Annotated in this window: 23 protein-coding genes; all 23 read right to left on the bottom strand. The window is 50.4% G+C overall.

Going from position 1 to position 26273, the window contains the following annotated elements:
* Positions 1-9: 9 nt before the first annotated feature.
* The 23 genes from smc to yihA all read right to left on the bottom strand — a co-directional run bounded on the left by smc (position 10) and on the right by yihA (position 26201).
* A complete protein-coding gene (gene smc, locus T504_RS0100300) occupies positions 10-3555 on the bottom strand; it encodes a chromosome segregation protein SMC (RefSeq protein WP_033169060.1) in 3546 nt (1181 codons plus the stop codon).
* A 16-nt stretch (positions 3556-3571) separates the two neighbouring features.
* Positions 3572-4480, bottom strand: coding sequence for a LysR family transcriptional regulator (locus tag T504_RS0100295; protein WP_033169059.1), 909 nt, complete (start codon positions 4478-4480; stop codon positions 3572-3574).
* 198 nt (positions 4481-4678) lie between these two features.
* On the bottom strand, positions 4679-5068 hold the full coding sequence (locus T504_RS0100290; RefSeq protein ID WP_033169058.1) for a response regulator: 390 nt from the start codon (positions 5066-5068) through the stop codon (positions 4679-4681).
* Positions 5065-6795: an ATP-binding protein gene (locus T504_RS13690; protein ID WP_051635094.1), complete on the bottom strand. Its 1731-nt coding sequence runs from the start codon at positions 6793-6795 to the stop codon at positions 5065-5067. The genes T504_RS0100290 and T504_RS13690 overlap by 4 nt, the downstream gene beginning before the upstream one ends.
* Positions 6785-8347 (bottom strand): chemotaxis protein CheB, encoded by a 1563-nt coding sequence (locus T504_RS14695; protein ID WP_072022671.1) that lies wholly within the window; start codon positions 8345-8347, stop codon positions 6785-6787. The genes T504_RS13690 and T504_RS14695 overlap by 11 nt, the downstream gene beginning before the upstream one ends.
* Positions 8347-10047, bottom strand: a complete 1701-nt coding sequence (locus T504_RS0100275; RefSeq protein WP_051635093.1) for a methyl-accepting chemotaxis protein — start codon at positions 10045-10047, stop codon at positions 8347-8349. The genes T504_RS14695 and T504_RS0100275 overlap by 1 nt, the downstream gene beginning before the upstream one ends.
* On the bottom strand, positions 10034-10546 hold the full coding sequence (locus T504_RS0100270; protein WP_033169057.1) for a chemotaxis protein CheW: 513 nt from the start codon (positions 10544-10546) through the stop codon (positions 10034-10036). Before T504_RS0100270 ends, T504_RS0100275 begins: the two co-directional genes overlap by 14 nt.
* Positions 10547-10560: 14 nt before the next feature.
* Positions 10561-12693 carry a chemotaxis protein CheA gene (locus T504_RS0100265; RefSeq protein WP_051635092.1) on the bottom strand — a complete coding sequence of 711 codons (2133 nt, stop codon included), beginning with the start codon at positions 12691-12693 and terminating at the stop codon, positions 10561-10563.
* Between the two features lie 212 nt (positions 12694-12905).
* A complete protein-coding gene (locus T504_RS0100260) occupies positions 12906-14093 on the bottom strand; it encodes a pyridoxal phosphate-dependent aminotransferase (protein WP_033169056.1) in 1188 nt (395 codons plus the stop codon).
* Between the two features lie 120 nt (positions 14094-14213).
* Positions 14214-15158: an ABC transporter substrate-binding protein gene (locus tag T504_RS0100255; protein ID WP_033169055.1), complete on the bottom strand. Its 945-nt coding sequence runs from the start codon at positions 15156-15158 to the stop codon at positions 14214-14216.
* 20 nt (positions 15159-15178) lie between these two features.
* Positions 15179-15985, bottom strand: coding sequence for an ABC transporter ATP-binding protein (locus T504_RS0100250; protein WP_033169054.1), 807 nt, complete (start codon positions 15983-15985; stop codon positions 15179-15181).
* Positions 15986-15987: 2 nt separating this feature from the next.
* Positions 15988-17004 (bottom strand): FecCD family ABC transporter permease, encoded by a 1017-nt coding sequence (locus T504_RS0100245; protein ID WP_033169053.1) that lies wholly within the window; start codon positions 17002-17004, stop codon positions 15988-15990.
* Positions 17005-17030: 26 nt separating this feature from the next.
* Entirely contained in the window at positions 17031-18989 is a 1959-nt protein-coding gene (locus T504_RS0100240; RefSeq protein WP_033169052.1) for a TonB-dependent receptor plug domain-containing protein, read from the bottom strand.
* A 36-nt stretch (positions 18990-19025) separates the two neighbouring features.
* Entirely contained in the window at positions 19026-19766 is a 741-nt protein-coding gene (locus tag T504_RS0100235) for an ABC transporter permease (RefSeq protein ID WP_033169051.1), read from the bottom strand.
* Positions 19735-20502 carry an ABC transporter ATP-binding protein gene (locus T504_RS13525; RefSeq protein WP_231473832.1) on the bottom strand — a complete coding sequence of 256 codons (768 nt, stop codon included), beginning with the start codon at positions 20500-20502 and terminating at the stop codon, positions 19735-19737. The genes T504_RS0100235 and T504_RS13525 overlap by 32 nt, the downstream gene beginning before the upstream one ends.
* A gap of 28 nt (positions 20503-20530) precedes the next feature.
* Positions 20531-21043, bottom strand: coding sequence for a flavodoxin family protein (locus T504_RS0100225; RefSeq protein ID WP_033169050.1), 513 nt, complete (start codon positions 21041-21043; stop codon positions 20531-20533).
* 8 nt (positions 21044-21051) lie between these two features.
* Positions 21052-21723, bottom strand: a complete 672-nt coding sequence (locus tag T504_RS13685; protein WP_051635091.1) for an energy transducer TonB — start codon at positions 21721-21723, stop codon at positions 21052-21054.
* 104 nt (positions 21724-21827) lie between these two features.
* On the bottom strand, positions 21828-22226 hold the full coding sequence (locus T504_RS0100215; RefSeq protein ID WP_033169049.1) for an ExbD/TolR family protein: 399 nt from the start codon (positions 22224-22226) through the stop codon (positions 21828-21830).
* Positions 22213-22875, bottom strand: coding sequence for a MotA/TolQ/ExbB proton channel family protein (locus T504_RS0100210; RefSeq protein WP_051635090.1), 663 nt, complete (start codon positions 22873-22875; stop codon positions 22213-22215). The genes T504_RS0100215 and T504_RS0100210 overlap by 14 nt, the downstream gene beginning before the upstream one ends.
* Before the next feature lie 49 nt (positions 22876-22924).
* Entirely contained in the window at positions 22925-24364 is a 1440-nt protein-coding gene (hutW, locus tag T504_RS0100205; protein WP_051635089.1) for a heme anaerobic degradation radical SAM methyltransferase ChuW/HutW, read from the bottom strand.
* Positions 24365-24550: 186 nt separating this feature from the next.
* Positions 24551-25039 (bottom strand): siroheme decarboxylase subunit beta, encoded by a 489-nt coding sequence (locus T504_RS0100200; protein ID WP_033169048.1) that lies wholly within the window; start codon positions 25037-25039, stop codon positions 24551-24553.
* 21 nt (positions 25040-25060) lie between these two features.
* Complete coding sequence (locus tag T504_RS0100195; RefSeq protein ID WP_033169047.1) at positions 25061-25519, bottom strand: siroheme decarboxylase subunit alpha; 459 nt, start codon at positions 25517-25519, stop codon at positions 25061-25063.
* A gap of 55 nt (positions 25520-25574) precedes the next feature.
* Positions 25575-26201 (bottom strand): ribosome biogenesis GTP-binding protein YihA/YsxC, encoded by a 627-nt coding sequence (yihA, locus tag T504_RS0100190; protein WP_033169046.1) that lies wholly within the window; start codon positions 26199-26201, stop codon positions 25575-25577.
* Positions 26202-26273 lie beyond the last annotated feature (72 nt).

Genomic DNA, 26273 nt, shown 5'->3' with positions numbered 1-26273 from the left:
TGCCTCCGTTTATTCTATATCATCCAATTTGACCGAAAGTATCTTAGATACTCCCGCATCTTCAATCGTAACACCATACATGGTATCCACCGATTCCATCGTTCCCTTACGATGCGTTACGACAATGAACTGCGTATTTTCCGCAAATTCCCTGAGGAAAGAACCGAAACGTACTACATTGGCTTCATCGAGCGGCGCATCGATTTCGTCCAGTACCGAGAACGGCGATGGACGATAACGCAGGAACGAGAACAGCAGTGCAATGACGGTAAGTGCTCGCTCGCCGCCCGACAGTGCCGAAAGGTTCTGCCGCTTTTTCTGTGGCAGGGTCACGAGAATATCGACACCAGTGTTTAGGACATCGTGTTCATCCAAAAGCTTCAATTCGGCCTTGCCGCCCCCGAAGAGACGCACAAAAATATCGGCAAAGTAAACCTGAATCTGCGCAAATGCCTCTTTGAATTGTTTGGTCATCGCTTCATCCATATCGGCAATGATGTGCTCCAGATTTTCCTTGGCCTCAACCAGGTCTTTTGCCTGTCCCTCCATAAAGTCGTGGCGTTTTTGCTGTTCTTCGTATTCTTCCAATGCATTGGGGTTGACCGGACCGAGCTCTTTTATCTTGCGCTCAAGTTCCTTCATGCGATGGTGAACCGCCGGGGGCTCCATATCCAATGCCTCTTCCGCCGCTCGCTCCGGCGTCAAACCATACTCGGATAGAATGGTCTCCTGCCACTCTTCGAGTGCCAGCTGGAGTTTTGTCTCAATGATTTCCAGTTTGTGGACATGTTCCTGTGCCTGATTCAGCTTTTTCGCTGCCTCATGCGCATCTTTGTCCGCTTGCTGGCTTTCCGTGAGCTTTGTCATGCGCTGCGCATAAAGCTTGTCATGGGCCGCCTGCCCCTCGGCAAAGAGATTCTGCCAATTTGCATTCTGCCCGCGAATGACTTCCAGACGCGTAACGCTTTCTTCCAGTCCTGCCACCAGTTGTTTTTCCTCGGCTTCGTTATCGCGCAAGGACTGTTCACTGCGTTCCTTATCCCGGGTTCTGAGCAGCAAATGCTCCCGCGAACGCAACGCTTCCTGCTCCAATACGGCCCGATTGACTTCGCGCTGCTGGATGTACTCCGACAGATCATCAGCATCCTGCTCCAAGTCCTCGAGTTCAATCGCCGCATCTTCCGCAGCGTGGTCTGCTTCATCGAACTCACGCTGCGCCGTTGCCACCGCTCGAGCGGCCAATGTGCGCTTTTCCTGAATCTTGGCAAACGTCGCCTTGATTTTCTCCGCAGCCTCTTCGAGCTCTTTGACCGTCGATTTTTGACTCGTCAAATTCTCAGCCAACCGTTCCCGGCTCACACGAAGCTCGGCGCGATGAACGTTGGCCTCATGGAGTGCTTCCATCGCTTCATTCTGCCGCCGGGAAGCCTCCGTCTTCGCAAGTTCTGCCGCTTTTTTCTCATCCATGAGCGTTGCAAGCATTTTTTTACCGCTCGCCAGCTTTTCTTTGAGTTCCTCGATCTCACCGCTACGGTTCAAGAAACTCGACTCCTGATGCTGACGGCTGCCGCCCGAGAGCGAACCACCCGGATTTAACAGTTCGCCTTCTTTCGTGACGATACGGAGTTTGTAGTTATGCTTTTTCGCCAATTTGAGACCGTTATCCAGCGTATCGACTACCAGCGTCCGCGACAAGAGGAAATCCACAATCTTGCGGAACTTTTCCTCGGTCTTTACCAGTTCACTGGCCCAGCCAATCACGCCTTCATCGGCCGAAAATGCGATATCCTTCGGCGGGCGCGATACAATGGTAGACAGTGGCAAAAACGTCACGCGCCCCTGCCGTTCCCGCTTCAAATAAGCGATGGCAGCTTTGGCCGTATCGGTATCTTCCGTGACGATATTTTGCAAATTGCCCCCTAGTGCAATCTCCAATGCAGTCACGTAGTCGCGCGGCACATCGATAAGCTCGGCTACGGCACCGGCTACGCCGCTGCGCCAGTTCTCCCGGCTTTTGAGCACCGCCTTGGCAGCCTTGCCAAAGCCTTCATAGTCCTGTTGCATTCGCGCGAGGAATTGGAGTTTGCTTTCTGCCGATTTTACCTGCTGACTTGTCTCATTGTAGCGCTGCTGGCAAGCGGCCATCTTCTGCGCTGCTTCCCGCTGCGCCGTCTGCGCCTGCTGCTGCTCTGCGACTCGCGCATTTATTGCCTCGTCCTGTACGCGGATTTGCTCCGCCAATTTCTCCTGCAAAGTCTCCAAGCGCTCGAGTTCCTGCTGCGCTTCCTGCAAGCTTGCCTGACGAGCCGCCTGATCTCCGCTGCCGTTTTCAATATCGCGCTCGATAAGTGCCAATTCCTGCTGCTTCTGCGTAAGGTTTGCCTGCGCCTTCTCGCGATTTTCGGCAGCTTTTTTATCGACTTCTTTCTGTTCCCGAATGCGGTCTGCAATGCACTTTGCCTTTGCCTTTTCCTGACTCAGCAAATTGTCAGCCAGCGCCAAATCTTTTTTCTGCTGCGCTTCTTTTTCCGAAAGCTTTGCCATATCCGCAACAGCCTGAGCTACCTCATGGTTAAGCTCCTGACGTCGGGCAAGGATTCGCGCTTTCGCCGCATCACTTTGCTCCTGCCGCTCCTGCAGTGCGGCCATCTCCGTCGAAGCCGCCTCGATTTTCTGCCGGACTTTCTCGTTCTTCTCGGCCTGTTCCTTGAGCCGCTGCTCAAAATCAATGATCTCCTTGCCCAGCAGTTCTTTCTGAGCAGCCACCGCCTTGACCTTCGTCTCTGCTGCAACTGCCGCATCACGGGCCTCAGCCAGCTTGCCATCATTGTCCGTTTTCCGCTGGCTTTCCCGGGTATAATCCTGCGCGAGCTTCGTCAGCTTACATTTACGGTACTCCTCATCGAGTTCATTGAACACGCGCGTTTTCTCCGCATGACGCGCGAGCGGTTCCAACTGATTTTCGATTTCGTTTATGATGTCCTGCACACGAATCAGGTTGTTTTCCGTATCCGTGAGCTTGCGCACCGACTCCCGCTTGCGATTGCGGTACTTCGTAATGCCTGCGGTCTCCTCAAAGAACGCCCGGCGTTCCTCGGGGCGACTGTTCAAGATGTCATCGATGCGATTCTGCCCGATGATACTCATACCATCATGGCCAATGCCCGTATCAGCAAACAGATTATAGATGTCCTTCAGGCGGCAGCGGGAACGATTGATGTAAAATTCACTCTCACCACTGCGATAAAGCCGCCGCGTAACCACAACTTCCCGAAAATCCACCGGCAGTGTGCCATCGTTGGCAAAAAACAAGGACACCTCCGCTACCCCAAGGGCCTTGCGTGATGCCGATCCCGTGAAGATAATATCCTCTGCCTTCGTTCCCCGCAAATTGCGGACATTCTGCTCACCGAGGACCCAGCGGATTGCATCGGTAATATTGCTCTTGCCCGAACCATTCGGCCCAACGATTGCCGTGATGCCCTTGTCAAAATCTATCGTTATCTTATCCGCAAAGGATTTGAATCCGTATGCCTCAAGACGTTTTAATTGCACAATCTAACCTGCCTCTTCAACAATGCCGGAAATGCTGCTGGAAATCCGGCGTCTCCGTATATTCCTTCATAAACTGCATGAACCGCGTATCGGCCCGCGATAAATTCTTGTTCTCTCCCCAGAACAGTGACGCCTGAACCCCCATAGCCGGCGACAGCGGTCTGCGAACAAAGATGTTTTCCATCTGGGTTACAAAATTGGGCAGAACCGAAATCCCACTGCCATTTGCCACCAGCTGCTTGATGGTCTTGAGCTGCGACGTGCACAAGACAATGTCCGGCACGTAGCCATATTCCCCACAGTGGTCCATAATCTGGCGATACTGGTAGGTATTGGGCTGCTGCATGATAAACTTCTCATGGCGGAGCTCATCAAACGATACCGATGACTCTTCTGCCAACGGATGCTCTGGTGGAAGACAAAGCACCATGGTATCCTGCAGCAGTGGCATCGCATGTTCTTGATGCTCTTCATCACTTCCCATGATAATGCCAAAGTCCAGTTCACCATCTTCCGCCCGCTGACGCACTTCATCCGAATCACTAAATTCCTGCACATCCAACATAACGTCAGGCACCTGCTCCTTAAACTTCATAAAAAAGTCTGGAAAAAGGTATCCCTCTACCATTGGAGGCATGCCGAAATGAATGATGTCCTGCTGGTCTGAACGATACCGCATCATATCCTTTTTCGCAAACGCCGCATCCTGCATGATCCGCTGCGCATGAAGCAAAAAAACTTTTCCCTGCTCCGTGAGACTTACATGCTTCTGGCTGCGATTGATGAGCATCACCCCAAGTTCTGCCTCTAATGCTTTGATGGCTTTGGTGACTGACGGTTGGGACACATGCAGTGCCTCCGCAGTCCGCGTAAAGTTCTCCAATTCACTGATGGTACAAAAATACTCTAATTGCCGAAACTCCATCAATAGACCCCCATACACGCTACCCCTGGCTTGCAATAGCTTCATTCAGTTTATTTCCGTTGTGCCAAGAATCTTATCTCTATTCTCTATCAGATTCTCATTTGATGCACAATTCAAGATAATTTCATTTTATCATAGCCACAAGGCATTATCCAGTGAAAAAGAGCCTTTCCCTAAAGAAAAGCTCTTTCGCATTCACTATTCTTTTATCAAGCCGAGATTCTTCATAACCAAAGTCACTTTATCGGTATCGATTGGCTTAGCTGCATAGGCATCGCACCCCAACTCCAGCGCCTGGTCGACATATTCCACATCTGCCAGCGCTGTCATCATGATGATGTAGGTATGCTGCAGCTGATGCTGTTTTTCCAAGACACGAATGGCCTTTAACAATTTGAGACCATCGATGCGGGGCATCATGATGTCAAGGCATAACAAATCATAAGGCGCCTTGTCCTTTATCGCATCCATAAAAAGATCCAAAGCTTCCATGCCATCTACCGCCACATCACAGTCCCCATAATTCCCCAAGAACTTTTTTAGAAAAATCCGGCTGAGCCGATCATCCTCTGCAATCAATATTTTCATGACGCATCCCCTCCATCTTCATCAAGACGCTGTTCGCAATAGGCAAGCAAATTCGCAATATCGCTGATATCCGTCTCTTCCTCCTTTGCCGGTGCTTCTTGTTTTTCGCCATCGTTCCAGCGGTCATTGATGAATACCGAACGTTCCTGACTCTCTTCATCTTCCCCATCGGCTTCATAAAGCGGAATCCAGAACGTAAAATTGCTGCCACAAAGTGGAGCCGAATGCACGCTGATTTCCCCGCCCATAGCTTCGACAAGGTCCTTTACGATCATAAGTCCCAAACCCGTTCCACCAAATTTTCTGGTTGTGGAACCATCCACCTGACTAAACGGCTGGAATAATTTCTGCTGCTCCTCAAAGGACATCCCGATTCCTGTATCATGAACGGCGATACTTAGCACCGGCCTCTCTTCGCGGAAATTCTTAGTCACCTCCACGGCCACACCACCTTCTCCGGTGAATTTCACCGCATTGGTCAGCAAATTATGCATAATCTGGCGAAATCGCATCGGGTCCCCTGTGATAAACTGCGGAATTCCTCGCAAATCCGGCAAGCGGAAAAACAGCCCCTTGCCCTTGGCCACCTTGCGATGAATGGTACATACCCGCCGCATGGTTTTGTGAAGGTCAAAATCCAAGGATTCAAGCTCCATCTTTCCACAATCGAGTTTCGAAAAATCGAGAATATCATTGATGATCCGCAACAAATCTTCCGAGCACTGCTTCGCACTCATGAGATTTTCCCGCTGCTCTTCCGTAAGGTCGGTATGCAGCGTCAAATCAATCATGCCATTCATGCCATTGATTGGTGTGCGGATCTCATGACTCATATTGGCCAGGAATTGGCTCTTCGTCCGGCTGGCTGCCTCAGCACGCTCCCGGGCTTCTTCCAAAGCATCTTCACGTTTTTTACGCTGAGAAACATCAATCATCGTGACAATCGTCTGCTTGCCGATTTCCGACCAGGCCTGCGAGAAAAACATCCGCAGCCAAATCTTCTCCTTGCGGCGGATACTATGCATCGCCGCCGTAATCTGGCTCGTATAGCCTTCCGTAGCAATCGCAGTTTCTATCTGATGCCGAATCGGACAAGTTGCACAGTATTGCCCATGACCACAGCCCCCTTCGATGCTGTTTTCACAGCGAAAAACATCGCCAAACTGTTTTCCCACGGACTCCTTATAGGTGGTTTCCATGGTCTCAAGACCAGCATCGTTGATATCGACAATAGCCCCTTTTTCATCCAGGACACAGAGACCAACCTGCGCGGCTGAGAACACCGTCCGCATATAGACATGATCTGCCTCGATGCGAACCTCCAACCGCCGAAGATGGGTCACGTTGCGAAGAATAACCGCACACCCTACAATCTCCCCTTCATCCAGCTGAAGCGGCGAACAGGTCGCCGACAAAAAGATTGGTTCTTGCTGCTCACCACGGAAAATACCAATATTTCGCGCCAGCCCCACCGATCTTTTCTCCGCCAACGCCACCTTCAAAGGACTTTCAAAACTGCGCCCCGTCTTTAAATTCACCAAGGGGCACACATCGCGAAAGACCCAGCCAATCACCTGTTTTTCCTCACAACCTAAAATGCGTTTTGCCATTTTATTGATATAGGTGACACGCTCGTTCAAATCCGTCAGAACTAGCCCGTCCCCCAGACTTCCTAACAGACCACGCAGAACAGAATCCGGTATCTGTCCCTGTACTTCATTGCCCATCGCTTTCATCCTTTCCCACAGAGCCCTGCTGACGTGCCAGACTCATAATACAGCCGACCATCGACGGAAGCGGCAGCTGACGCATGACCGCGCCCCGTTCAAAGGCTGCCCGCGGCATACCATAAACCACGCTGGTTGCTTCATCCTGCCCCAGAGTACGCGCCCCTTTCTGCCGCATCTTCAACAATCCTTCGGCGCCATCACTGCCCATACCCGTGAGGATCACCCCCAACGCTTCAGCACCTACTGTCTCGGCCACAGAATCAAACAACACATCAACCGAAGGACAGTGCCCACTTACCTGCTCGGTGCCACGGCAGCAAACGAAAAACTCACTGCCCAAACGCCGCACCCGCATCTGCCGGTCGCCAGGCGCGACATAGATATGGTTAGGCTGCAGCTTTTCACCATCCGAAGCCTCCGCTGCGATAAAGGCCGATTCATTATTGAGCCGTTCGGCAAACAGCCGGCTAAAACCATAAGGGATATGCTGAACGATTACAATCGGCGGCAAGGGCGGGCGCAGCCCTTGAATTAAACTTGCTAGGGCCTCCGTCCCTCCCGTGGAAGCTCCCAAGGCAATGAGTTTTACTGGCTTTGCCGGCTCCACGCCTTCTTCTTTTCCCACGACCTGTCTGGTCAACTGAAGCCTTTGCTGCATGCCAGCAGTCACCGCCTGCGTTCTCTGATATATCCCCGCCAGATTCCGCCGCGTCTCACTGGGTGCCGCATCCAATGGTTTGCGGTAAACCGACGGCATCACATATTGAAAAGGGGCTGCCTGCCGCTCCACCGTCTCCGAATGTCCTACGAAAAGATAGCCGCCTGGTTCGAGATAATCGTAAAACTGCCGCACGAGCCGATTTCGTACCGGTGCATCGAAATAAATCATGACATTCCGGCAAAAGATAACATGAAATGGCTTCTTAAAGGGAAATCCTGGCGTCATCAGATTAAACGGGCGGAACAGAACCTGTTGCCGTATCCCGTCATTAACCTGCATTTTCCCGTTGCCAGCGGCATGAAAATAACCGTGCAACCAATTCTCCGGCATGCCAACGAGCGATTCTTTCTCGTATATTCCCGCCTTTGCAACTTCCAGCACCTCGGTAGAAAGATCCGTAGCCAACAACGTCTTTTCCCAGCGCGCCCCCTGCAGCCCGAATTGGTCCTGCAGCAGCATCGCCAGCGTATATGCTTCCTGCCCTGTAGAACAAGCCGCGCACCAGGTACGGATATCGCCGTCCTGAACCGATGATGCAATCCAGGGTAGCACCGTATCCCGATAAAACCAGAAATGGTCCGCCTCACGCATAAAAAACGTATGGTGCGTGGTAATGGCCTCCGCCAGCACCTTTAAAAGGCGCCCCGTGCCATCTTGTTTCAGTGCTTTCAAGAAGCCTGCGGCATCGCGATATTTGGCCGTCTCTTCGCCTTCATGGAACAACCGCTGCAGACGGGATTCCAACAGTGCCTTCTTTTCCCGCGGCAACTGTATGCCAAATTCGCGATCCACAATGCTCGCATATGCCAGAAATACCGAATCTTCCATCAGTATTTCCCAAATCCTTTCTCATCATCGGCATAGGTATAGGCTTTGGCTTCCGGCGTCGTTTCCACAGCGGGACCCGGTGCTTTCCCCGGTCTTGCCACCATCTTAGGCGCTGGAGCTGGTCTATCGTAATTTTTCCTTGCGGAACGATCCACTGCCAAGCGGAATTGATCCGCCGTCTCACGCAAGCGGGAAGCCTGCGCATTGAGTTCTTCACTCGCCGATGCAGCCTGCTCTGATGTCGCCGAGTTCGCCTGTACTACCTGCGACACCTGCAGAACTCCTTGGTCAATCTGCTCCAACGCCAGTTTCTGCTCGCTGGAAGCTTTGGCAATAGAGCTTACGATATCGGCCACTTCCGATACATTGCTCATAATCGTCATAAGGGCTTCTGCGGTCTTACCTGCAATCGCCCGGCCAGATTCGACCTTCGTGATCGAATCCTCGATGAGTTCGGTCGTTTCCTTGGCCGCCTTGGCACTGCGTGCTGCGAGATTCCGCACCTCTTCTGCCACCACGGCAAATCCCTTTCCATGCTGTCCAGCACGTGCAGCCTCTACCGCGGCATTCAACGCCAGGATATTCGTCTGAAAAGCAATCTCATCAATTACCTTGATAATTTTAGAGATATTCGCCGAAGACGTATTGATCGCTTCCATCGCGGCCAACATTTCCTTCATATCAGCGTCCCCAACAGATGCCTGCTGCCGCGCTTGTATCGTGAGACTATTGGCCTTGTCGGCATTTTCCGCATTGCTGGCCGTCTGCGACGAAATCTCGGAAATCGACGCCGAAAGCTCCTCCACCGAAGACGCCTGCTCCGCAGCTCCCTGCGAAAGTGACACACTAGCCTCGGAAACGTTGCGCGAACCTGCCGCCACTTGTTCTGCCGCCACATGGATATTGTTCATCGACTGATTGAGATTCTGGCGCATCTGCTCGAAATGCGCAACAGCCTGGCCAATTTCATCGTTATTTTCCGGCTTCATGGGCTGACTGAGGTCACCATTGCCTATCACTTCAGCCGCAGCCGCCATACGATCAATGCGGCTGCCAATATTACGGGCCAAACGCATGCCAAAGAACATGGCTAAAATCACGACTATCGTAATATTGATGACCGAAATCAACATGATTTTGTCGATTTCTTCCTTGATTTTCCGGAACTCTGCCTGCGTACTCGTATTGCCCATTTCCATCACGGAATCAAAACTCTGTGCAAGCTTGTAGCCCGTTTCCGATGCTTTTTTCGCTTCTGGCAAATTTTCCACTGGCGCGCCCGGTGACGGCTGTGCTTTAATCAGCGCATCACGCTGGCTGCGGAATGTATCAATCTGCCCACGGATATCACTCATCACCTTTTTGGCATCAACGGAAATAGCCCGCTTTTCCAATTCGCCAAAAACCACATCCAGTTCCTTATCACGCTTTTGCATATTGGCCATGGCTTCCTGCCGCATCACCGGATCTACCCGAGTCAAAAAACGCGTATATTCGTTGCGTGACTCGGTAAAAATTTTTCCTGCCTGCGTCGCCAACGTAGCCGCATACGCATCTTCGTCATAGACTTTTTGATACTGTTCACTTACCGAGCTCAAAAAACAGAGGAAGCAAACCGCCGTCACCAAAATCAAGGCTCCGAGTATTCCGGTCAAAGTCACTAATTTGGTACTGATTTTCATATTTTTAAACAGCTCCATTTTCGTTCCCTCTTTCCTCATTCATCCCGCTAAGCATCTTTTCTTCTTCCACGTCGAATAGCTTTTCCCAGTCGAGTAAAAGCACCACCTTCGTATCCGGCAGTTTCCCGATGCTCCGTATATAGCGATTGTTCGCCGACTTGAGTTCCGGTGGAGCCACCGTCTCGCCTTCGGGTATGGACAGCACCTCACTGACGCCATCGATAATAAGGCCCAGCAGTACGTCCTTGACCTCAATGACGATAACACAGGTACGATCTGTATACGGCCGGAACTCCCGGCCAAACCGCAGCCGCATATCAATGACTGGAATGATTTTACCGCGAAGATTGATGATACCACGTACATAATCCGGCACTTCCGGCACCTTGGTAATCGGCAGAATGCCAATGATTTCGATAACCACGCGGATATCAATCCCATAGAGCTCCTCGCCCAAAGTAAACGTCAGATATTTATCCTTTTGTGTATCTTCCTCTTGCAGGAGTTCTTCATCCATTTCCGTCCCTCCTATTATTCCACCAGCAATCCCAGGAGTTTCCCCGGGTCAATAATCAAGCTGATACTGCCATCTCCCAAAATGGTACAGCCAGTGATTCCCGTCATCTTTGTCATTGCCTGAATATATCCTGGCACCGGCTTTACGACAATCTGCTGTACCCCCACGAGTTCATCGGCAAAGATTCCCAGATAATGATCATCGGCTTCCGTCACCAGCAGAATGCCCTCTGTGAGCTGCTCTCTAGCATTTTCGATATCATACAATTGGTGCAGCCGTACAATCGGACAGGGGCTTCCCGCTTCCATAAACATTTCCTGCCCCGACACATCGAGGAAAATATCCCCTTCCTCGGGCCGAAAAGAACGGCGAATCGAACTGATTGGTATCGTATATCCAGCCCCACCGACCTTGATGCACATCCCCTCCACAATGGCCAGGGTTAGCGGAATCCGGATGATAGTCACGCTTCCCTTACCGGGATTGCTATCCACCGTTATCGTTCCTCCCAAAGCCTTGATGTTCGAGACTACTACATCCATGCCAACACCGCGTCCGGAAAATTCCGTAACCTGTTCCTTCGTCGAAAACCCTGGTGCAAAAATAAAACTATAGACCTCCTGATCGGTATACTCCTCCTCAGGCTTCGTCAAGATGCCCTTCTCTTTGGCCTTTTTCATGATGCGATCGCGATTCATGCCACCGCCGTCATCTTCAATGCGGATGACGACTTCACCTCCGGCATTCTGTGCCGAGAGCACCACCGTGCCCTGTTCTGGCTTGCCAGCCTCCTTGCGCACCTCCGGCATCTCGATGCCATGGTCAATGGAATTGCGAATAATATGCATCAACGGATCGCCGATGTGCTCCGTAACATTTTTGTCGACCTCAGTATCCGCACCTACCAGCACCAATTTTGCCTGTTTGCCAAGTTTTTTCGTCATATCGCGCACGATGCGATTCATCTTCTTGAACGTCGCCTCCAACGGCACCATTCGTAGCGCCATGACACGGTCTTGCAGCTCCCCATTTATCTTGTGCAGCTGCCGAGCCGCCTTGTCAAAATTGGAAAGCTCCATCCCTCGGATATCGGGATTCTGCGTCACCATCGACTCCGCAATAACCATCTCTCCGACCAATTCCATCAGACGGTCAAGTTTATCCACGCGGACGCTTATCATTTGCGACTCATGCCCATCATGGCCTGCTTGCTTCATCGGTGCCGGCCGTGGCTTAGCCTCAGGTTTTACCGGTACAATCGGCGATGATTCCTCTACTGCCTGCGCGGCTTTCTGTTTCGGCGTCGGCCAATACTCACACTCTGCCACCGACGACAATTCGGTAAGTTCCAATCCCGTCAGACACATCGTCTCATCGAGCAGTTTGCGAACCGCTTCACTCTCCAGCCCCGTCGTAAACCAAAGCTTGAATCCCTCTTTTAGGATGGTATCAGCCGCGGTCTCATCCTCGATAATCTTCTCCGGCAAATAGTGCAACTCACCAGCCTGATCTTCCAGCCGGTTGATTACCCCAAAGGCACGAACCTCCACCATGCCTCCCTCAGGATCAAAGTGCAGCACCGCTTTATAAACGTGGTTACTGCCAGATTCCGTCTTTACCTCCTCCGGTTTTACTGCCTGAATGAAATATTGCTGCTTGGCTGGTTCAGCTGCTTCAGCTTTTTCCGTTTCTTTCGGTGCTGTCTTTTTCACCTTGCGCAAATCAACATCAGGATCATGTCCGTTTTCCAGTTTAAAGTTTCGTAGAAAATCATGGGTGAATTTTTGCAGCTCCTCACTCGAAGCATCCGGCTTTGCTCCACTGTCGAGCTTATCCATTTCGCCGTTCATAAAATCCACAGCGGTTAACACGATGTCCGTCACAGCGGATACATCAATTTTCTCCGGATGAAGCTCGCGGATATAAAAGAAAATATCCTCAACCGCATGCGCCAGATGCGAGATTTCATCATAGAGCATCATGGCCGCCGAGCCTTTGATGGTATGCATGGCCCGAAAGACCTCATTGACCTCTTCTGGCTGGAAGCTGCCGCTGTCCTCACTTGCAAGCGCGACCTGCTCCAACTGTTCCAAGAACTGCCGCGTTTCATAGATAAAGACCTCTACCATCGGTTCATTCTCTGCCACCAGTCATCACTCCCCTACATCCAAAATGCAATCATAGCGAACATTATCCTCACCACAAACATCCTGTTGATTTATAATTTTTCAAACAATTCTAACATGTATATTCGCTCCCCAAAATCAAATTCCTGTCAATCCCCTGTAAATATATCGCTTCGATAAAAAAATGACCCGTCAAATGACGAGTCATTACCGAATCAGCAATATGGAAAAATTTATTTTTTATATTCTTCTGCGAGCTTTTTAAACAGGGGCAGGGATTTTTCAATCGTTTCGGTCTTGATGCAATATGCGGCCCGGAAGTAACCGGGGCAGCCGAAGTCTGTACCTGGCACGAGCAGCAAATCATATTTTTTTGCCCGCTCGCAGAATGCGTAATCATCCTCTTCCAGGCATTTTGGGAAGAGATAGAACGCCCCCTGTGGTTTGACGCATTCAAAACCAGCATCGATCAATCCCTGATAAAGCAACTGGCCGTTCTTAACGTACGTGGAGATATCCGATGGCATATCGGCACAGCGGCCGATGACCAGCTGCCAAAGTGACGGCGCGTTAACATGCGTGAGTACACGGGCAGCACCGGCAATCGAACCGTATACCTTGCCAAAATCTGCTACCTCATCCGGCACGATAATATAACCAATGCGCTCGCCCGGCAAGGAAAAAGACTTACTGTACGAGTAGCAAACCAACGTATTCTCATAGAACTTCGGCACATAAGGAACCGTATAGCCCTCAAAGGCAATCTCCCGATACGGTTCATCGGAAATGATGAAGATGGGATGATGGAACTCTTCTTCCTTCTGACGCAGGATATCCGCCAACTTTTGGATGGTTTCTTCCGAATATACCGCACCACTTGGGTTGTTGGGTGAATTAACGATGACGGCTTTCGTATGGCTTGTCACCAACTTCTCAAAAGCCGCAAAATCAATCTGCCAATCTGCCGGCTGTGCGGGTACAACAACGAGCTTCCCTCCCACCGATTCCACAAAGGCGCGATATTCGGGGAAGAACGGGGCAAACGTGATAAACTCATCTTCCGGCTGTGCCAATGCTTTAAAGCAAATCGTGATAGCCGCGGCGGCACCAGCCGTCATAAAGAAATTCTTCGCTGCAAACTTCGTTCCAAAACGCTTGTTGACACTCTTCGCCAGCGCCTCACGCGTCTGAGGTGCACCTGGCGCTACGGTATAACCATGAACAGCACTCGGTTCCATATTCGTCAGAATATCGACGGCCGCATCCTTGATAAACTCTGGCGTCGGCACATTGGGATTTCCCAGGCTGAAATCATAGACGTTTTCCTCGCCGACCTCAGCCGCCCGCTTGCGTCCAAATTCAAAGATTGTGCGGATTGTGGATTTCTTTGTACCGAGTTCATACATTTTTTGATTAATCATGGCGATACTCCCTCTATATAAACAATATCTTTTGTAAGAAAACACTGTTTACATTTTATCATAAATAATAAGTGAAAAAAAGCCATTATTATCATAACAAACACAAGTATCGTCCGAAAATCAAGGATATAATGCCTTGGCTAACACCTTCATCGCATCAGCAGTCCGCACCCCTGGATTTACCGCAAACAAATCATAGGGCAATACATACACTTTTCCCGTCTGTACAGCCGTCACATTCTGCCATGCTTCACTCGCGGCTAATTCCTGACGCAGTTTGCTTTCGAGTTCTGCCGCATTGCCATGCGTGATGACAAAAATCACCTGCGGATTTTCCCGAGCTACAAATTCCATGCTGAGTGGCAAATAGCCACCATCACCGACAGCCCTATCGGCAATATTGCCACCCCCTAATTCGTTCAACAGATTTCCTGTAAAACATTTCGCCGTTCCCATATTGAAACTTTCTGGTGAGCCAAACAGGATCAAACTCTTGGGCGGCGTCCGTCCTGCAGCCTGTTGTTTTACTGCCTCGATCTCAGACGTGAGCTTCGTCGACACCTCCTGTGCCTGTGCTTCTTTGCCCGTCAACGAACCGTAAAAGGTCAGCGCAGTCTTCAAGTCCTCAACGCTGTCAAGTGCTTGAACATACAGCGGGATTCCGGCCTGCGATAAGGTATCCGCCAAATTTGTATGATAAGGCACATTGGTGCCAATAACCAAATCCGGTTTCAAACTCAATATTTTCTCCACATCTGGCGAATGGATGATTCCTACTTCTTCCGCCTTTGCCACTGCATCGGCTACATTAGGGGCCAATGCCTGCGACACCGGCTTTCCCACAACATCTTCTGCACCGCCAGCAGCAACGTAAAGATCCAGATTTGAGGCATTTAGGATAACCACACGCTTCGGATGCTTAGGAATCATGACCTCCCGCCCTGCACTATCGGTTACCTGACGGGTATCCATTTCTTTAACTGCCGTTTCTGCACTTGGCAACAGCCAACAAGCTATTCCTCCTAACAAGCAAAGCACCGTCAGCAGGCCCATTATTTTTCGCATAATTTTTCTCCTTTATTTGCTCATACTCCCATCACAGCGGATGGAAAAAACACCTGTCGCATTTCTCCCTGAACCTGCACGGTCTTGATTTCGTTTTCCACGCCATATAATTGGCGCACCAATGCACAGGAAAAGACTTCTGTCACCTCTCCATCGGCGAGGATTCGCCCCTCTTTCATCGCCACCAGACGCTGGCTATAACGCACGGCCTGATTGAGGTCATGCAATACCATTACCACCGTCAGCCCCGTTTGTTCATGCAGCCTCGTCACGATCGCCATAAGTTCCAGCTGATGCCGAATATCCAAATACGTAGTTGGTTCGTCAAGCAGTAGGATTTGCGGCTCCTGCACCAGGGCTAATGCCAGCCTCACCCGCTGACGTTCTCCACCGGACAGCGCCCCCATTGACCGCTGCGAAAAAACTTGCAATCCCGTAATCTCCATCACCTTTTGACAAACAGCATTATCCCCCGCCTGCCAGGAACTCCAAAAACTTCGGTAGGGAAGGCGCCCCATGCGCAGCACTTCCGCGACCGTCAAATCCGGCGGTATTGAAACACTCTGGGGCATAAAGGCAATCTTTTGCGCCACTTCTTTTTCCGATAGCGTCCATAAATCTTTCCCCTGCAGCTCGATACTTCCGGCCCCAGGCCGAAGCAGTCTAGCCAAAGCTTTCAACAGGGTTGATTTCCCCGATCCATTCGGCCCGATTATCGCTGTGATTTCCGCCCGATGAATTGCCAGATTTAATCCATCAGCCACTACCTTGCCACCGTATTCCAATCGCAAATCGTTCGCCGTAAGCAAGGTCTCTTGTTCTGCCATCCTCAACGCCCCCTTTGCATCCCTTGCCGCAGCAAATACAGAAAAAACGGTGCTCCCAAAAAGGACATAAAAACGCCCACGGGAATCTCTATCGGGGCAAAAGCAACGCGAGCTGCTGCATCGGCACCAACCACCAGAGCTGCTCCCCATATTGCCGCCGCCGGCAATAAATAGTCAAAATCCGCTCCTGTCAACAAGCGAACCATATGCGGGATTACCAGCCCCACAAAGCCCAACATACCAGCCACGCTGACGGCCGAAGCCGCCAGCAAAGCTGCTAACACCAGCAAATAGAGCCGCACGCGCTGTACACGCACGCCCAAACTGCGTGCAGTTTCTTCACCCATCTGCAGGGCATTCAGCCAACGGCTGCCGGCAAAAGTTCCTGCCAGCCCTAAGAGCGTATAAGGGAGCACCATATAGACATGACTCCAAGTCCTGGCCGCAAATCCTCCCGCCATCCAGTTAACCGTTCCCTGCACGCGGTCAGAATAAAACACCATCAACGCCGTCATCGCGCCGCCGAAGAAAGCCGCCACTGCAACACCAGCCAACACCATGCGCAACGGATGAATCCCATTTTCCCAAGACAGAAAAAATACCAAGGCTACTGCCGCCAACGCGCCAACAAAAGCTGCCATTGGCACCCAAGATGCCAGATTGGGCAGCAGAATCATAACCGCCATTGCCGCGAGTCCCGCTCCTGCTGACACGCCGATAATCCCTGGGTCAGCCAAGGGATTGCGCAAAATCCCCTGGAGGATGCAGCCAGCCAATGCCAGATTCACACCGGTCAAAGCCCCAGTAATCAAGCGTGGCAAACGGATATGGTACAGAATCGTGAAGTTTTCCTGTCCAGCCCCCCCATACAAAATCTGCCAGGCCGACAGCGGCGAAAACACCGCTGCCCCCTGACAGATACTAAACAGCAACACCACTCCTAACAGGAGCAGTCCGCCAGCTAACGCCCAAAACCGTTTTCGTGCCCTGGGATGTGCTGGTGTCACCGCAAGTTCCATCAAATAACCTCCCTTGCAACAATCGATTAAAACGTTACTTTCACACCGCCACGCCAGATGCGTCCATCATAATACAAGACATCATTCTTGCGGTTCGTAAGATTGTTGATGCCAAAATAGGCACTGGCCTGTTTGCCGATTTTCTTATTGACCACTACGTTCATGATGCTGGCCCCTGTCATGCCTGTTTTGCCGCTTAACGTATAACGATACCCATCCAACCAATCGTTCCAAAGCGTTGCATCCAATCCATGGGTCTTGTCCTTGTACATGAGCTGCAACGATGTCTTATGGCGAGCGCGGCCAGTCAAAAGTTCACCGCTTTTATCATTGCGGGCATCGAGATAGGTATAGGTGCTGCGCAGCGTAAAACGGCTGCCAAGCTTCTGTTTTCCTTCAAATTCCACACCCTGTACCGTAGCTTTATCAACGTTTTCATATTTGCCATTAGCCACCATACCGGTTCCCGGCACATATCCCATTTGGGTATCGAGATTGATAAGGTCATCGACTTTGTTATGGAAATAGGTTAATTTCCCTGACGTACGTCCCTTTTCTGCCTCAAAACCGCCATCAAAAATCCAGGCCTTTTCTGGTTTCAAATCCGGGTTGCCTTGAATATTTACCGTCATTCGAGCCGTTGGTGTATGCTTCCAGAAGAAATAGAGTTCCGAAGCCGTCGGTGCACGATAAGCAGAGCCAGCATTTGCCTTGAACCGAGTATTTTTACTGAGCTTATACGTCGTGCCGAGTTTTCCCGTAACCTCATCACCAAAGGCGTTGTTATGATCCCAGCGCACGGAAGGAATCAACAGCCAGCGTTTATTCGCAGCATATTCATCCTGCAGGTAAAGTGCACCATAATCCATCGATACTTTACCGATATTATTGGTAATTCCCTCACGAGTTATCGTCCGCGCCGAGCAATTTTTTATCCGTGTACTTTCATAATCTTCCTGACGAAATTCCCCACCAACCGTCAGCGTATTCCGGTCATCCAAGTTGAAGGTACGGCGGCCATCAGCTACATAGGAATTAAACGTCATATCATCAAAACTATTGAGTGCATTCGTCGTGCGGCTGCGCGTTCGCTGGTCCTTATCAAAATACGTATAATATGCCTGCGCCTCGTATTCTCCTAGATGGTCTTTCCCGGAATATTTCAGGCCGGTGGAAACACGGCGATGATCATAATCCGTACCGGCCGCTGCTGAATCAATCATATATAAGTCTTCATACAGATGATTGAAAAAGAAGTCCAGTTTCTTATTCTTGGCTACATCCATGCGGCCATCGAGTCCAACGTAATACCGATGCCCATACTGATTGGAGGAGTCTTCCTTCATGCGGCGGCGCACATCCGACACCTTGCCGTTCATCGCCCAAGCCCATTTGCCCACCTTGCCTAAATCATAACGGAAGCCCGTATCCTGCTGACGCGAAGTCCAATCCACAGAAGCAGAACCACCTGGATTTCCCGGCTTTTTCGTAATGATGTTGATGACACCGCCCAGCGCATCGGAGCCGTAAAGCGAACTTACTGCGCCGCGTACGATTTCTACGCGCTCCACTTCATCCATATTGACGCGCTGAAGCTCGTAATAATTCTGTGTCTCACTGGTGTTTTCCGTGCGCACCCGGCGTCCATCCACCAGGATAAGGGTTTGATTCGTATTCATCCCGCGGATGGAGGACTGATTGCCCACCATGCCATTTTCCAATACGTTGATTCCCGTTGCCATCTCCAAGGCCTGTGCCAAAGTCTCTGCACCGGTATTTTCGATTTCTTCTCGCGTAATGACTTCGACAGCAGCCGGTGCTTCCTTCACCTGCTGTTCCGTACGCGAGGCTGTTACCACTACATCCCGCGTCTGTATCGTATCGTCGGCAGCAGCCGCTGCTGCGATGCAGCTTCCCATCGTCATCGTTCCTAAAACCGTTGCTGCTAATAAAGTACGTTTTCTTTTTGCAAGTTTTCTAATCATGAAAATCCTCTTTCTCTAAAAATCTCAAATCATCCATCAAAATTCACTGTAGTTATGTACCCGATAGGTACTGTACAGATAAATAACCAACATAAAAAACACCAACGCCAAGGCGGCTATACCAGCCTCCCCCACAAAACTTGTGGCCTGCAGCAGCTGATTGGTAAGCGACAGCGGCAAGAATCGCACGATTGGCTGTACTACGGATGGTAAATTGGTGATGGGAAAAAAGGACCCACAGAAAAATGTCATCGGCGTGATAAAGAAATTTATCACAATCGAAAACTGCTCCTGTCCTTTTATTGACAATCCCACCGCTACCCCAAAGGCCGCAAACGCAAAGGCCGTAAGCACCAGTCCTAAGACCCCCGGGCCAGTCAATATCGCAATGCCAAAAAATAATTTTGCCGCAATAAAGACAACAGCTGCCGCAATCAGCGCTCGGACCGTCCCTGCTAAGGCAATGCCCAAAACAATGGCACCATCATGGATTGGACTCAGCCGTAAGACCGCAAACGTACGATAATAAAACCTTGCCGCACTAACAGAAAGCGCGGTCTGCTGAAACGCATTCATCATCACGGTTATTGCCAGCATTCCCTTGGCCAAATAGGCGATATAACCGCCGGCCACAGCTACGCTTTCCCCCAGTCCCCAGCCAAAGGCCAAGAGATAAATCATCGGGAACAGCAGCCCCGAAAAGAGATATCCCAGGCCGCCAATCCGTCGAATAAGCATCAACATTTCACGGTAAAAGACCGCTTGGACGCCTGCCATCACCCGGTTCGCCTCCCTTCAACCGCCAACGCCAAGAAGGCATCTTCCAGGCTAATCTCCTGCTCTGGCGAAATCTGTTGACGTATCCCCGCGGTTGTCCCCGTATAAAGGACCTTTCCCGCTCGCAGAAAAGCAATCCGGTCACAAAGTTCCTCCGCCTCTTCCATAAATGGGTCGTCAACAGCACAGTTTTGCCCATGGCCTGTAATTTTCGGACCGCCTGCCAGATTTCCTGACGCATATCCGGGTCAAGCCCAACACTTGGTTCGTCAAGCAGCAGGAATTCCGGACGGGAAAGCATTGCCCGAGCAATCATTGCCCGTCGTTTCATCCCCCCTGACAACTTCACTGGATATTTTTTTCGCCAGCTGCCAATCTGAAACTGCTGACAAACCTCTTCCATTCGTGCGCGGGCATCAACGATACCGTACAATTTCGCGGTGCACAACATGCTCTGCTCAATCGTCAACTCACTTTCCAGAGTATTTTCCTGCGGTACCAGTCCAATCAAACTACGGAATGTAACACTTCGCCGCGATGCGTCTTCACCAAATACGCGGATGCGTCCAGAATCTGGTCGCGCCAGCCCTGCCAACAATCGAATGAGCGTCGTCTTCCCCGCACCATTCGGACCTAACAATCCCAGGACTTCCCCAGTCTTTATTTGCAACGAAACGTTGTATAAAATCGCTTGTCCATGGCGTGAGCATGTCACTTGCTCCACTAACACCGACATAATCTTCCTCCCACTTATCATTCTGTTTTCAACTTGCTAACCACTCCTTCCGCCAATCGGCAAAATACGCCTGAGCAGCCAAAAGGTCGGTTTCATCCGGATGGCTGGCAGCTTTTTCAATCCTCGCCAAGCGCTCTGCTGTCATAGCATGTGGATGATCTTCGGGGAACATCTTTTTCATCATTGCCACCATTTCCTCAGACACTTTTCCCTGACAGATAAATTGACCGGTCAAGGTGCAACCTGTTCCTAACAGTTCCGCCGCATTCGCCAAGCACTGCTGCGCATGTGCCGAATCCGGTTCAGCGCCCAGGGTAGCAAAGAGTGCCACCCGCTTGCCCGTGATTTTTTGCAAATACGCCTTCATGGCTGCATCGGCAGTTCCCTTGTCCACCCAAAACCCGGCTACGATCGCATCATAGTCCTCCGGCGATGGATTCTCCGTCACCGCCACGGGCTCTACTCCTAATGTTTCTCCGATTGCCATAGCAACCTTTTTCGTATTGCCAGTTTTACTGGAATAAACCACCAATAATTTCATAAATCCTCCTACCCTTCCAAATCAAAGTGAATGGGAACTGTCAGCGTTATGCTTTTACCAGCCCCATGCGAAAAAGGACACGACTGCTGGACCGCCTGCATAGCAGCATTATCGAGCAAGCTGCCAGCTGAGCTGCTGACATAAGCACTGGTCAAATTCCCCTCCGCCGAAATCGTAACCGTTACCCGCACCACACCAGTTTGCCCGCGTTTCACGGCCATATAGGGATACTCTTTATTTCCTTCCACCCGAGCAGCAAAACGACTGGCAATACTTGCCAAGCTTTCTGAGGGCTCATTGCCGGCCCCGCTGGCTTCTGAGCCTAGCGTGCTGTCACTAGCGCCTGCACCAGCACCAGATTCCCCCGCCTTACCACCGCCTCCATCCATGCCACTGCCCGTATCACTTGGTCCTGTGCTTCCTCCCGGAGCGCCATCACCATTTGCGGCAGCGCTAGCGGCAGGAGGCATCATCACGGCATCACTATCCCCTCCCGCCGGCTGATTCGCAGTGGTATTGCTGGGCGACTTCTCCGCTGACGACTTCCATACCGAATTTTCAGCAAACGGGTTCATACTCCCTGCCTGTGGCACGTGCCGCTCTGGCAACTCCTCGGGACTTACCGCCATCTCCACCTCAGCCATTGGGATTTCTGTCTGCCATTCTGGCTGAAAACTCATAAAAAGTCCCAATCCTAACAGGACAACGCCATGCAAAACACACGATAGTGGCAACGGTCTAAAACTTCTCTTTAACGATAAACGAACGACTGTCATACCACGCCTCACTGTTTCGCTGCCAAACTGATGCGCTGAATACCCGAAGTTTTCAACTCATCCATCACTGCAATAAAGGTGCCATAATCCACCGCCTTGTCCGCCCGCAGTGTCACCACTAGATCGGCAGTTTTCGCTTCATTGGTTAATTTTGCTTTAAGCTGTGGCAAATCCATCGCATCCTTTCCCAAATACAACTTGCCATCAGCAGCCACCGTTACCTGAAAGCTTTTGACCACATCCTGTTTCGCGCTAGCTGCAGCTGGCAGGTTCACGGGGATAGTTTCCTGACTTGTCATATAAAGTGTACTCATCATAAAAAACACCAACAGGAAAAAGATAATATCAATCATCGGAATAATCATTATCTGTGGCGTTTGCGACATCCTGGCATTATGCAGCCTCATGCTTTTCCTGCCCCCGTTTCGCCATCCGTTCTGCCGATCCGGCACTGAGCTTATCCTCCAGCCAAGTTCCCAATCGCTCCATATCCGTTACCATGCCATCGAGCCGATAACCAAAATAACTGTGTCCGAGAAGGGCAAACGTTGCCACCGCCAATCCCGTTACCGTAGCAATCAAAGCCTCACCAACGCCACCGGTAATCGCCATAGGAGACCCCGCCTGCAAATTGAAAACAGAAAAAGTTTGAATCATTCCGACGACCGTCCCCATAAGACCAAGAATAGGCGCCAGCGTGACCAGCATGCCCAGCAGCGGCAATCCTTTTTTCAACTGTGCTGCCTCCAATTGCGCAGCTCCCTCCACTGCTAGTTCAACACTTTTTCCTTTCAGCCGTGCCTTTAACGCTGCTGCAGTTAATCGGTCCAAGGAAGTGCGCCTCTTTTGATAAAGTTCCGCAGCTTCTGCCAAACTATTCATCTGTAAAACTTGCCGGACTTCCGCTGCGTGCTGCTTAAAATCGGTCTGGCGGCTGCGATAATAACGCATGCGGTCTATAATCACCGTACCAGCACCAATCGAAGCCAATAACAACAGATACATCACTGCACCACCCTGTGAAAACCAGTGGCCAACTGTCATCAAAATGTTCATGCTCAACCTCCTATAATAATAATCATTATCATATTGTATTGAAAAAATTTTAGCTTTCTGCCATTTTTGCCATTATCTTCTCCCGCATTGCTGGCGGCATCCAGGCTGGCAGCGATAACGGCTTTTCTTTATCCTTCATAACCACCTGCGCAACTTCGACTAAACTTTGTGTCAAACTGATATACCAGAATTCGCCCGCCTTGGTCAGACGATATACCCCTAAATCCTCCGTCATCAAACCACGCTGCTGCCAAAGCGTCAGCAGCAAATCTAATTCCTCCAGCCGGCAGTCCAGCATACTAAGCCGTCGGAAATCCACAAAGCCTTTTTCCAGGTCAGCGATAATATTATCTGTCGCCTGCTTTAACTTTGGTTCGACCTGCCGTGCCAGCATCATCAGAGGCTTTTCCCCTTTTGCCATAGCTGCATGATATGCCTTTAATTCCCGCAGCTGCATAAAAGTCAAGCCACCGAAGTTGCCACCTGCTCCACAACCGAAAGGATAGACCACTGCGCCAGTCTTAGCCAACGTATTGTAGAGGCTCCGTTCCCGCTTACTGCGCCGGAAATGGCAGAGGCTTAACCGCTCCACACCGCTATCCAGCAAATAGTCACGCGCCGCCACATACATATCCGCCTGTTCCGCTATCGTTGCACAAGGCGGTACACTGCCGTTTGCCACCGCTTTATCTAGCGGCCCATTCGGAAAGACATTCAACTGGTATAAATCCATGCCATCCACATCCGCTAACGCCAAAGTCTTGACATCGTCCATCCATATTTCCATAGTCTGCCCTGGCAAGCCATAAATCAAATCGACGATTACCGTGACATCATAGCTTTTTAGCAGTTCCAGACGTTTTAATACTTCTTCCCGCGAATCAATGCGGCCAACGCGTTGACGTAAAACCGTATCGAAAGATTGAACCCCCAAGGAAATGCGATTAACACCATGAGAAAGCCACGCTTCAATTTTTTCCGGCACCAAATCATGCACGCGTCCCTCTAAGGTTACCTCACAATCGGACACCAAGGAAAAGCTGCGCTGAATTGCGTCAAGCAGCCGACTGGCATTTTCAGCTGACAGTGACGTCGGCGTTCCCCCACCAATAAAAACAGCCTTGATAGGCGTTTCCCGGAGCTGAATCGAGTCAGCTTCCGCCTCGATTTCCGCCAGCAAGTCATCCACATAGGCATCCTCCACCTCTTGCCGGCTGGCATTTTGGTAAAATCCACAATAGAGACACCTGGTTTGACAAAATGGTATGTGAATATAAACGGCGTGTTGATTGCTAAGGTCAGCAGGCTGGTGCATAGCAGCCTGCCAAACCTGCTGCTGCCTTGCCGGCATTATTGCTTCACCGATCAATCCTGCATGCACCACTCGCTTATGCGAAAACGCCTGATGCAGCGAGTCCTCGGTGTCCCGCCCCAACAATGTCTGCCGTTTCTCCTGCGACAATTCCGTCAAATACGCTTCTAACTTCATACGAATGCCCTCAATCCTCCTAAAATATGAACTATGTTCATTTTTGAATCTTATTCGTAACTGATAGTTATTATCAATTACGCATGCATTATATTATCATTAACGATAATGATTGTCAATATCTTTTATTGCACACAAAAAAACAGGCGGAACACTATTGGTTCTCACCTGTTAGGCAATTGCTGTTTATCTTTCCATAAAATACTGCATCGAAGTTTTCTTCCATTCCTTTTTGGAATACAACATCGTATGCTCGCTAACCTTGCATTCTCGTCCGAGTTCTTCCACAATGTTTTCACATTCTTCGCGGCTGTGACCGTGAACCATCGTATACAGATTATACGGCCAATCCGGTGCGGTATTGCGGTCATAGCAATGCGATACCGATGGACAAGCTGCCATTTTCTCTGCAATCTCATCCAATCGCTGCGCAGGAACAGCCCACGCCACCAAGACATTCGCACGGAATCCCACTTCCCGATGCCGAAGCACTGCTCCCATCTTGCGGATGACCTTGCTCTCTTCCATTTTTTTCACGCAGGCCAAAAAATCCTCTTTCGAGATCCCCACTTGATCTGCCAACACTTGATAAGGATCGGACACCAAAGGAAAATCCCCTTGAAGTGCCCGAACGACTTTCTTATCCAGCTCTGTCATTGCAACTTCTTGTGCCATTTCTCTTACCCCAATATCCCTTTAATGCAGTTTGAACTGCACGTTGATTTTATATTTCTTGTTTGCCTTTAAGTTCAACAGGTCTTCCACACCGGGAAGCGCCTCGACCTCAGCGAGAATCTTTTTCTCTGTCTCTAGGCATGGAGTCAATAAGGTAAACCACAGATTATAACGTCCTTCACGCTCATAGTTATGTGTTGCGCCCGGATAACGGTTGATGGCATTTGCGACTGACTCCATATAGGCAGGGTCTACACGCAGCGCGATAAGCGTTCCCTTATAGCCAAGCTTGTTGGAATTAAAAAACGTCCCAATCCGGCGCAAATATCCCTGTTCTTTCAAATGCTGCAACCGGCTCAACACAGTCTGCTCATCCGCCCCAAGTTGTTCGGCCAGCACTGCAAATGGATGGCTGCATACCGGCAGACTTCCCTGCAAAAGGTTGAGTAAAGATTTGTCAAACGACGTAAGCTCTGTCATGGTATACCTCCCGCTTAATCCGATAGATATGAATCAGATTCACATTTCTTTACTCTTATTCTACCAAACTATCCCCAATAACGTCAAGCAAATCTGAACGCCCTTCATTTTTTAATGACGAATAAGGCAAGACGGGAACTTCGGCAATCCCCAGTTTCCTTTTTATGGCGGCGATATTCTTCTGGCGGGCATTTTTGCCAATCTTATCCGCCTTGGTTGCTACGATGAGCACTGGGATATTGTTCTTCACCAGCCATTCGAACATCTCGACATCCGACGCCATGGGATCGTGACGAATATCGATGAGCTGGCAGACGAATTGAAGACGAGGCGAAGTCAGGAAATATTCTTCGATAAACTTCGACCAAATCTTGCGTTTCTCTTTGCCGGTCTTAGCATAACCGTATCCTGGCAAATCCACCAGATAAAATGCCTTGCGCCCCTCTACTCCTTCGATCTTGACCCCGACTTCAAAGAAGTTGATGGTCTGGGTTTTGCCCGGCTGTGACGATACCCGAGCCAGGTTATTGACACGGGTAAGGGAATTGATAAGTGACGACTTACCAACGTTGGAACGTCCAATAAAAACGATTTCTGGCAAGTCATTTTCCGGATATTGCTCTGGTTTTACCGCTGAGGCTATATATTTCCCCTGCGTTATAATTACACGGTCTTTGGCCATCTTTTCATCTCCTTAGCGAAAAAAGCCGTCCCCAAGGGGACGCCATCAGGCGCGGAATGCCAAGGCATCCCT

This window comes from Selenomonas sp. ND2010 (assembly GCF_000702005.1).
In the GTDB taxonomy this organism is placed as follows: Bacteria; Bacillota; Negativicutes; order Selenomonadales; family Selenomonadaceae; genus Selenomonas_A.
This window is presented reverse-complemented; position numbering and strand designations above follow the sequence as displayed.

Coding starts and splice junctions, on each gene's coding strand:
- T504_RS0100295 (WP_033169059.1), bottom strand. CDS start 4,480: ATGGAGTTTCGGCAATTAGAGTATTTTTGTACCATCAGTGAATTGGAG.
- T504_RS0100290 (WP_033169058.1), bottom strand. CDS start 5,068: ATGAAAATATTGATTGCAGAGGATGATCGGCTCAGCCGGATTTTTCTA.
- T504_RS13690 (WP_051635094.1), bottom strand. CDS start 6,795: ATGGGCAATGAAGTACAGGGACAGATACCGGATTCTGTTCTGCGTGGT.
- T504_RS14695 (WP_072022671.1), bottom strand. CDS start 8,347: ATGGAAGATTCGGTATTTCTGGCATATGCGAGCATTGTGGATCGCGAA.
- T504_RS0100275 (WP_051635093.1), bottom strand. CDS start 10,047: ATGGAGCTGTTTAAAAATATGAAAATCAGTACCAAATTAGTGACTTTG.
- T504_RS0100270 (WP_033169057.1), bottom strand. CDS start 10,546: ATGGATGAAGAACTCCTGCAAGAGGAAGATACACAAAAGGATAAATAT.
- T504_RS0100260 (WP_033169056.1), bottom strand. CDS start 14,093: ATGATTAATCAAAAAATGTATGAACTCGGTACAAAGAAATCCACAATC.
- T504_RS0100255 (WP_033169055.1), bottom strand. CDS start 15,158: ATGCGAAAAATAATGGGCCTGCTGACGGTGCTTTGCTTGTTAGGAGGA.
- T504_RS0100250 (WP_033169054.1), bottom strand. CDS start 15,985: ATGGCAGAACAAGAGACCTTGCTTACGGCGAACGATTTGCGATTGGAA.
- T504_RS0100245 (WP_033169053.1), bottom strand. CDS start 17,004: ATGGAACTTGCGGTGACACCAGCACATCCCAGGGCACGAAAACGGTTT.
- T504_RS0100240 (WP_033169052.1), bottom strand. CDS start 18,989: ATGATTAGAAAACTTGCAAAAAGAAAACGTACTTTATTAGCAGCAACG.
- T504_RS0100235 (WP_033169051.1), bottom strand. CDS start 19,766: ATGGCAGGCGTCCAAGCGGTCTTTTACCGTGAAATGTTGATGCTTATT.
- T504_RS13525 (WP_231473832.1), bottom strand. CDS start 20,502: ATGTCGGTGTTAGTGGAGCAAGTGACATGCTCACGCCATGGACAAGCG.
- T504_RS0100225 (WP_033169050.1), bottom strand. CDS start 21,043: ATGAAATTATTGGTGGTTTATTCCAGTAAAACTGGCAATACGAAAAAG.
- T504_RS13685 (WP_051635091.1), bottom strand. CDS start 21,723: ATGAGTTTTCAGCCAGAATGGCAGACAGAAATCCCAATGGCTGAGGTG.
- T504_RS0100215 (WP_033169049.1), bottom strand. CDS start 22,226: ATGAGGCTGCATAATGCCAGGATGTCGCAAACGCCACAGATAATGATT.
- T504_RS0100210 (WP_051635090.1), bottom strand. CDS start 22,875: ATGAACATTTTGATGACAGTTGGCCACTGGTTTTCACAGGGTGGTGCA.
- hutW (WP_051635089.1), bottom strand. CDS start 24,364: ATGAAGTTAGAAGCGTATTTGACGGAATTGTCGCAGGAGAAACGGCAG.
- T504_RS0100200 (WP_033169048.1), bottom strand. CDS start 25,039: ATGGCACAAGAAGTTGCAATGACAGAGCTGGATAAGAAAGTCGTTCGG.
- T504_RS0100195 (WP_033169047.1), bottom strand. CDS start 25,519: ATGACAGAGCTTACGTCGTTTGACAAATCTTTACTCAACCTTTTGCAG.
- yihA (WP_033169046.1), bottom strand. CDS start 26,201: ATGGCCAAAGACCGTGTAATTATAACGCAGGGGAAATATATAGCCTCA.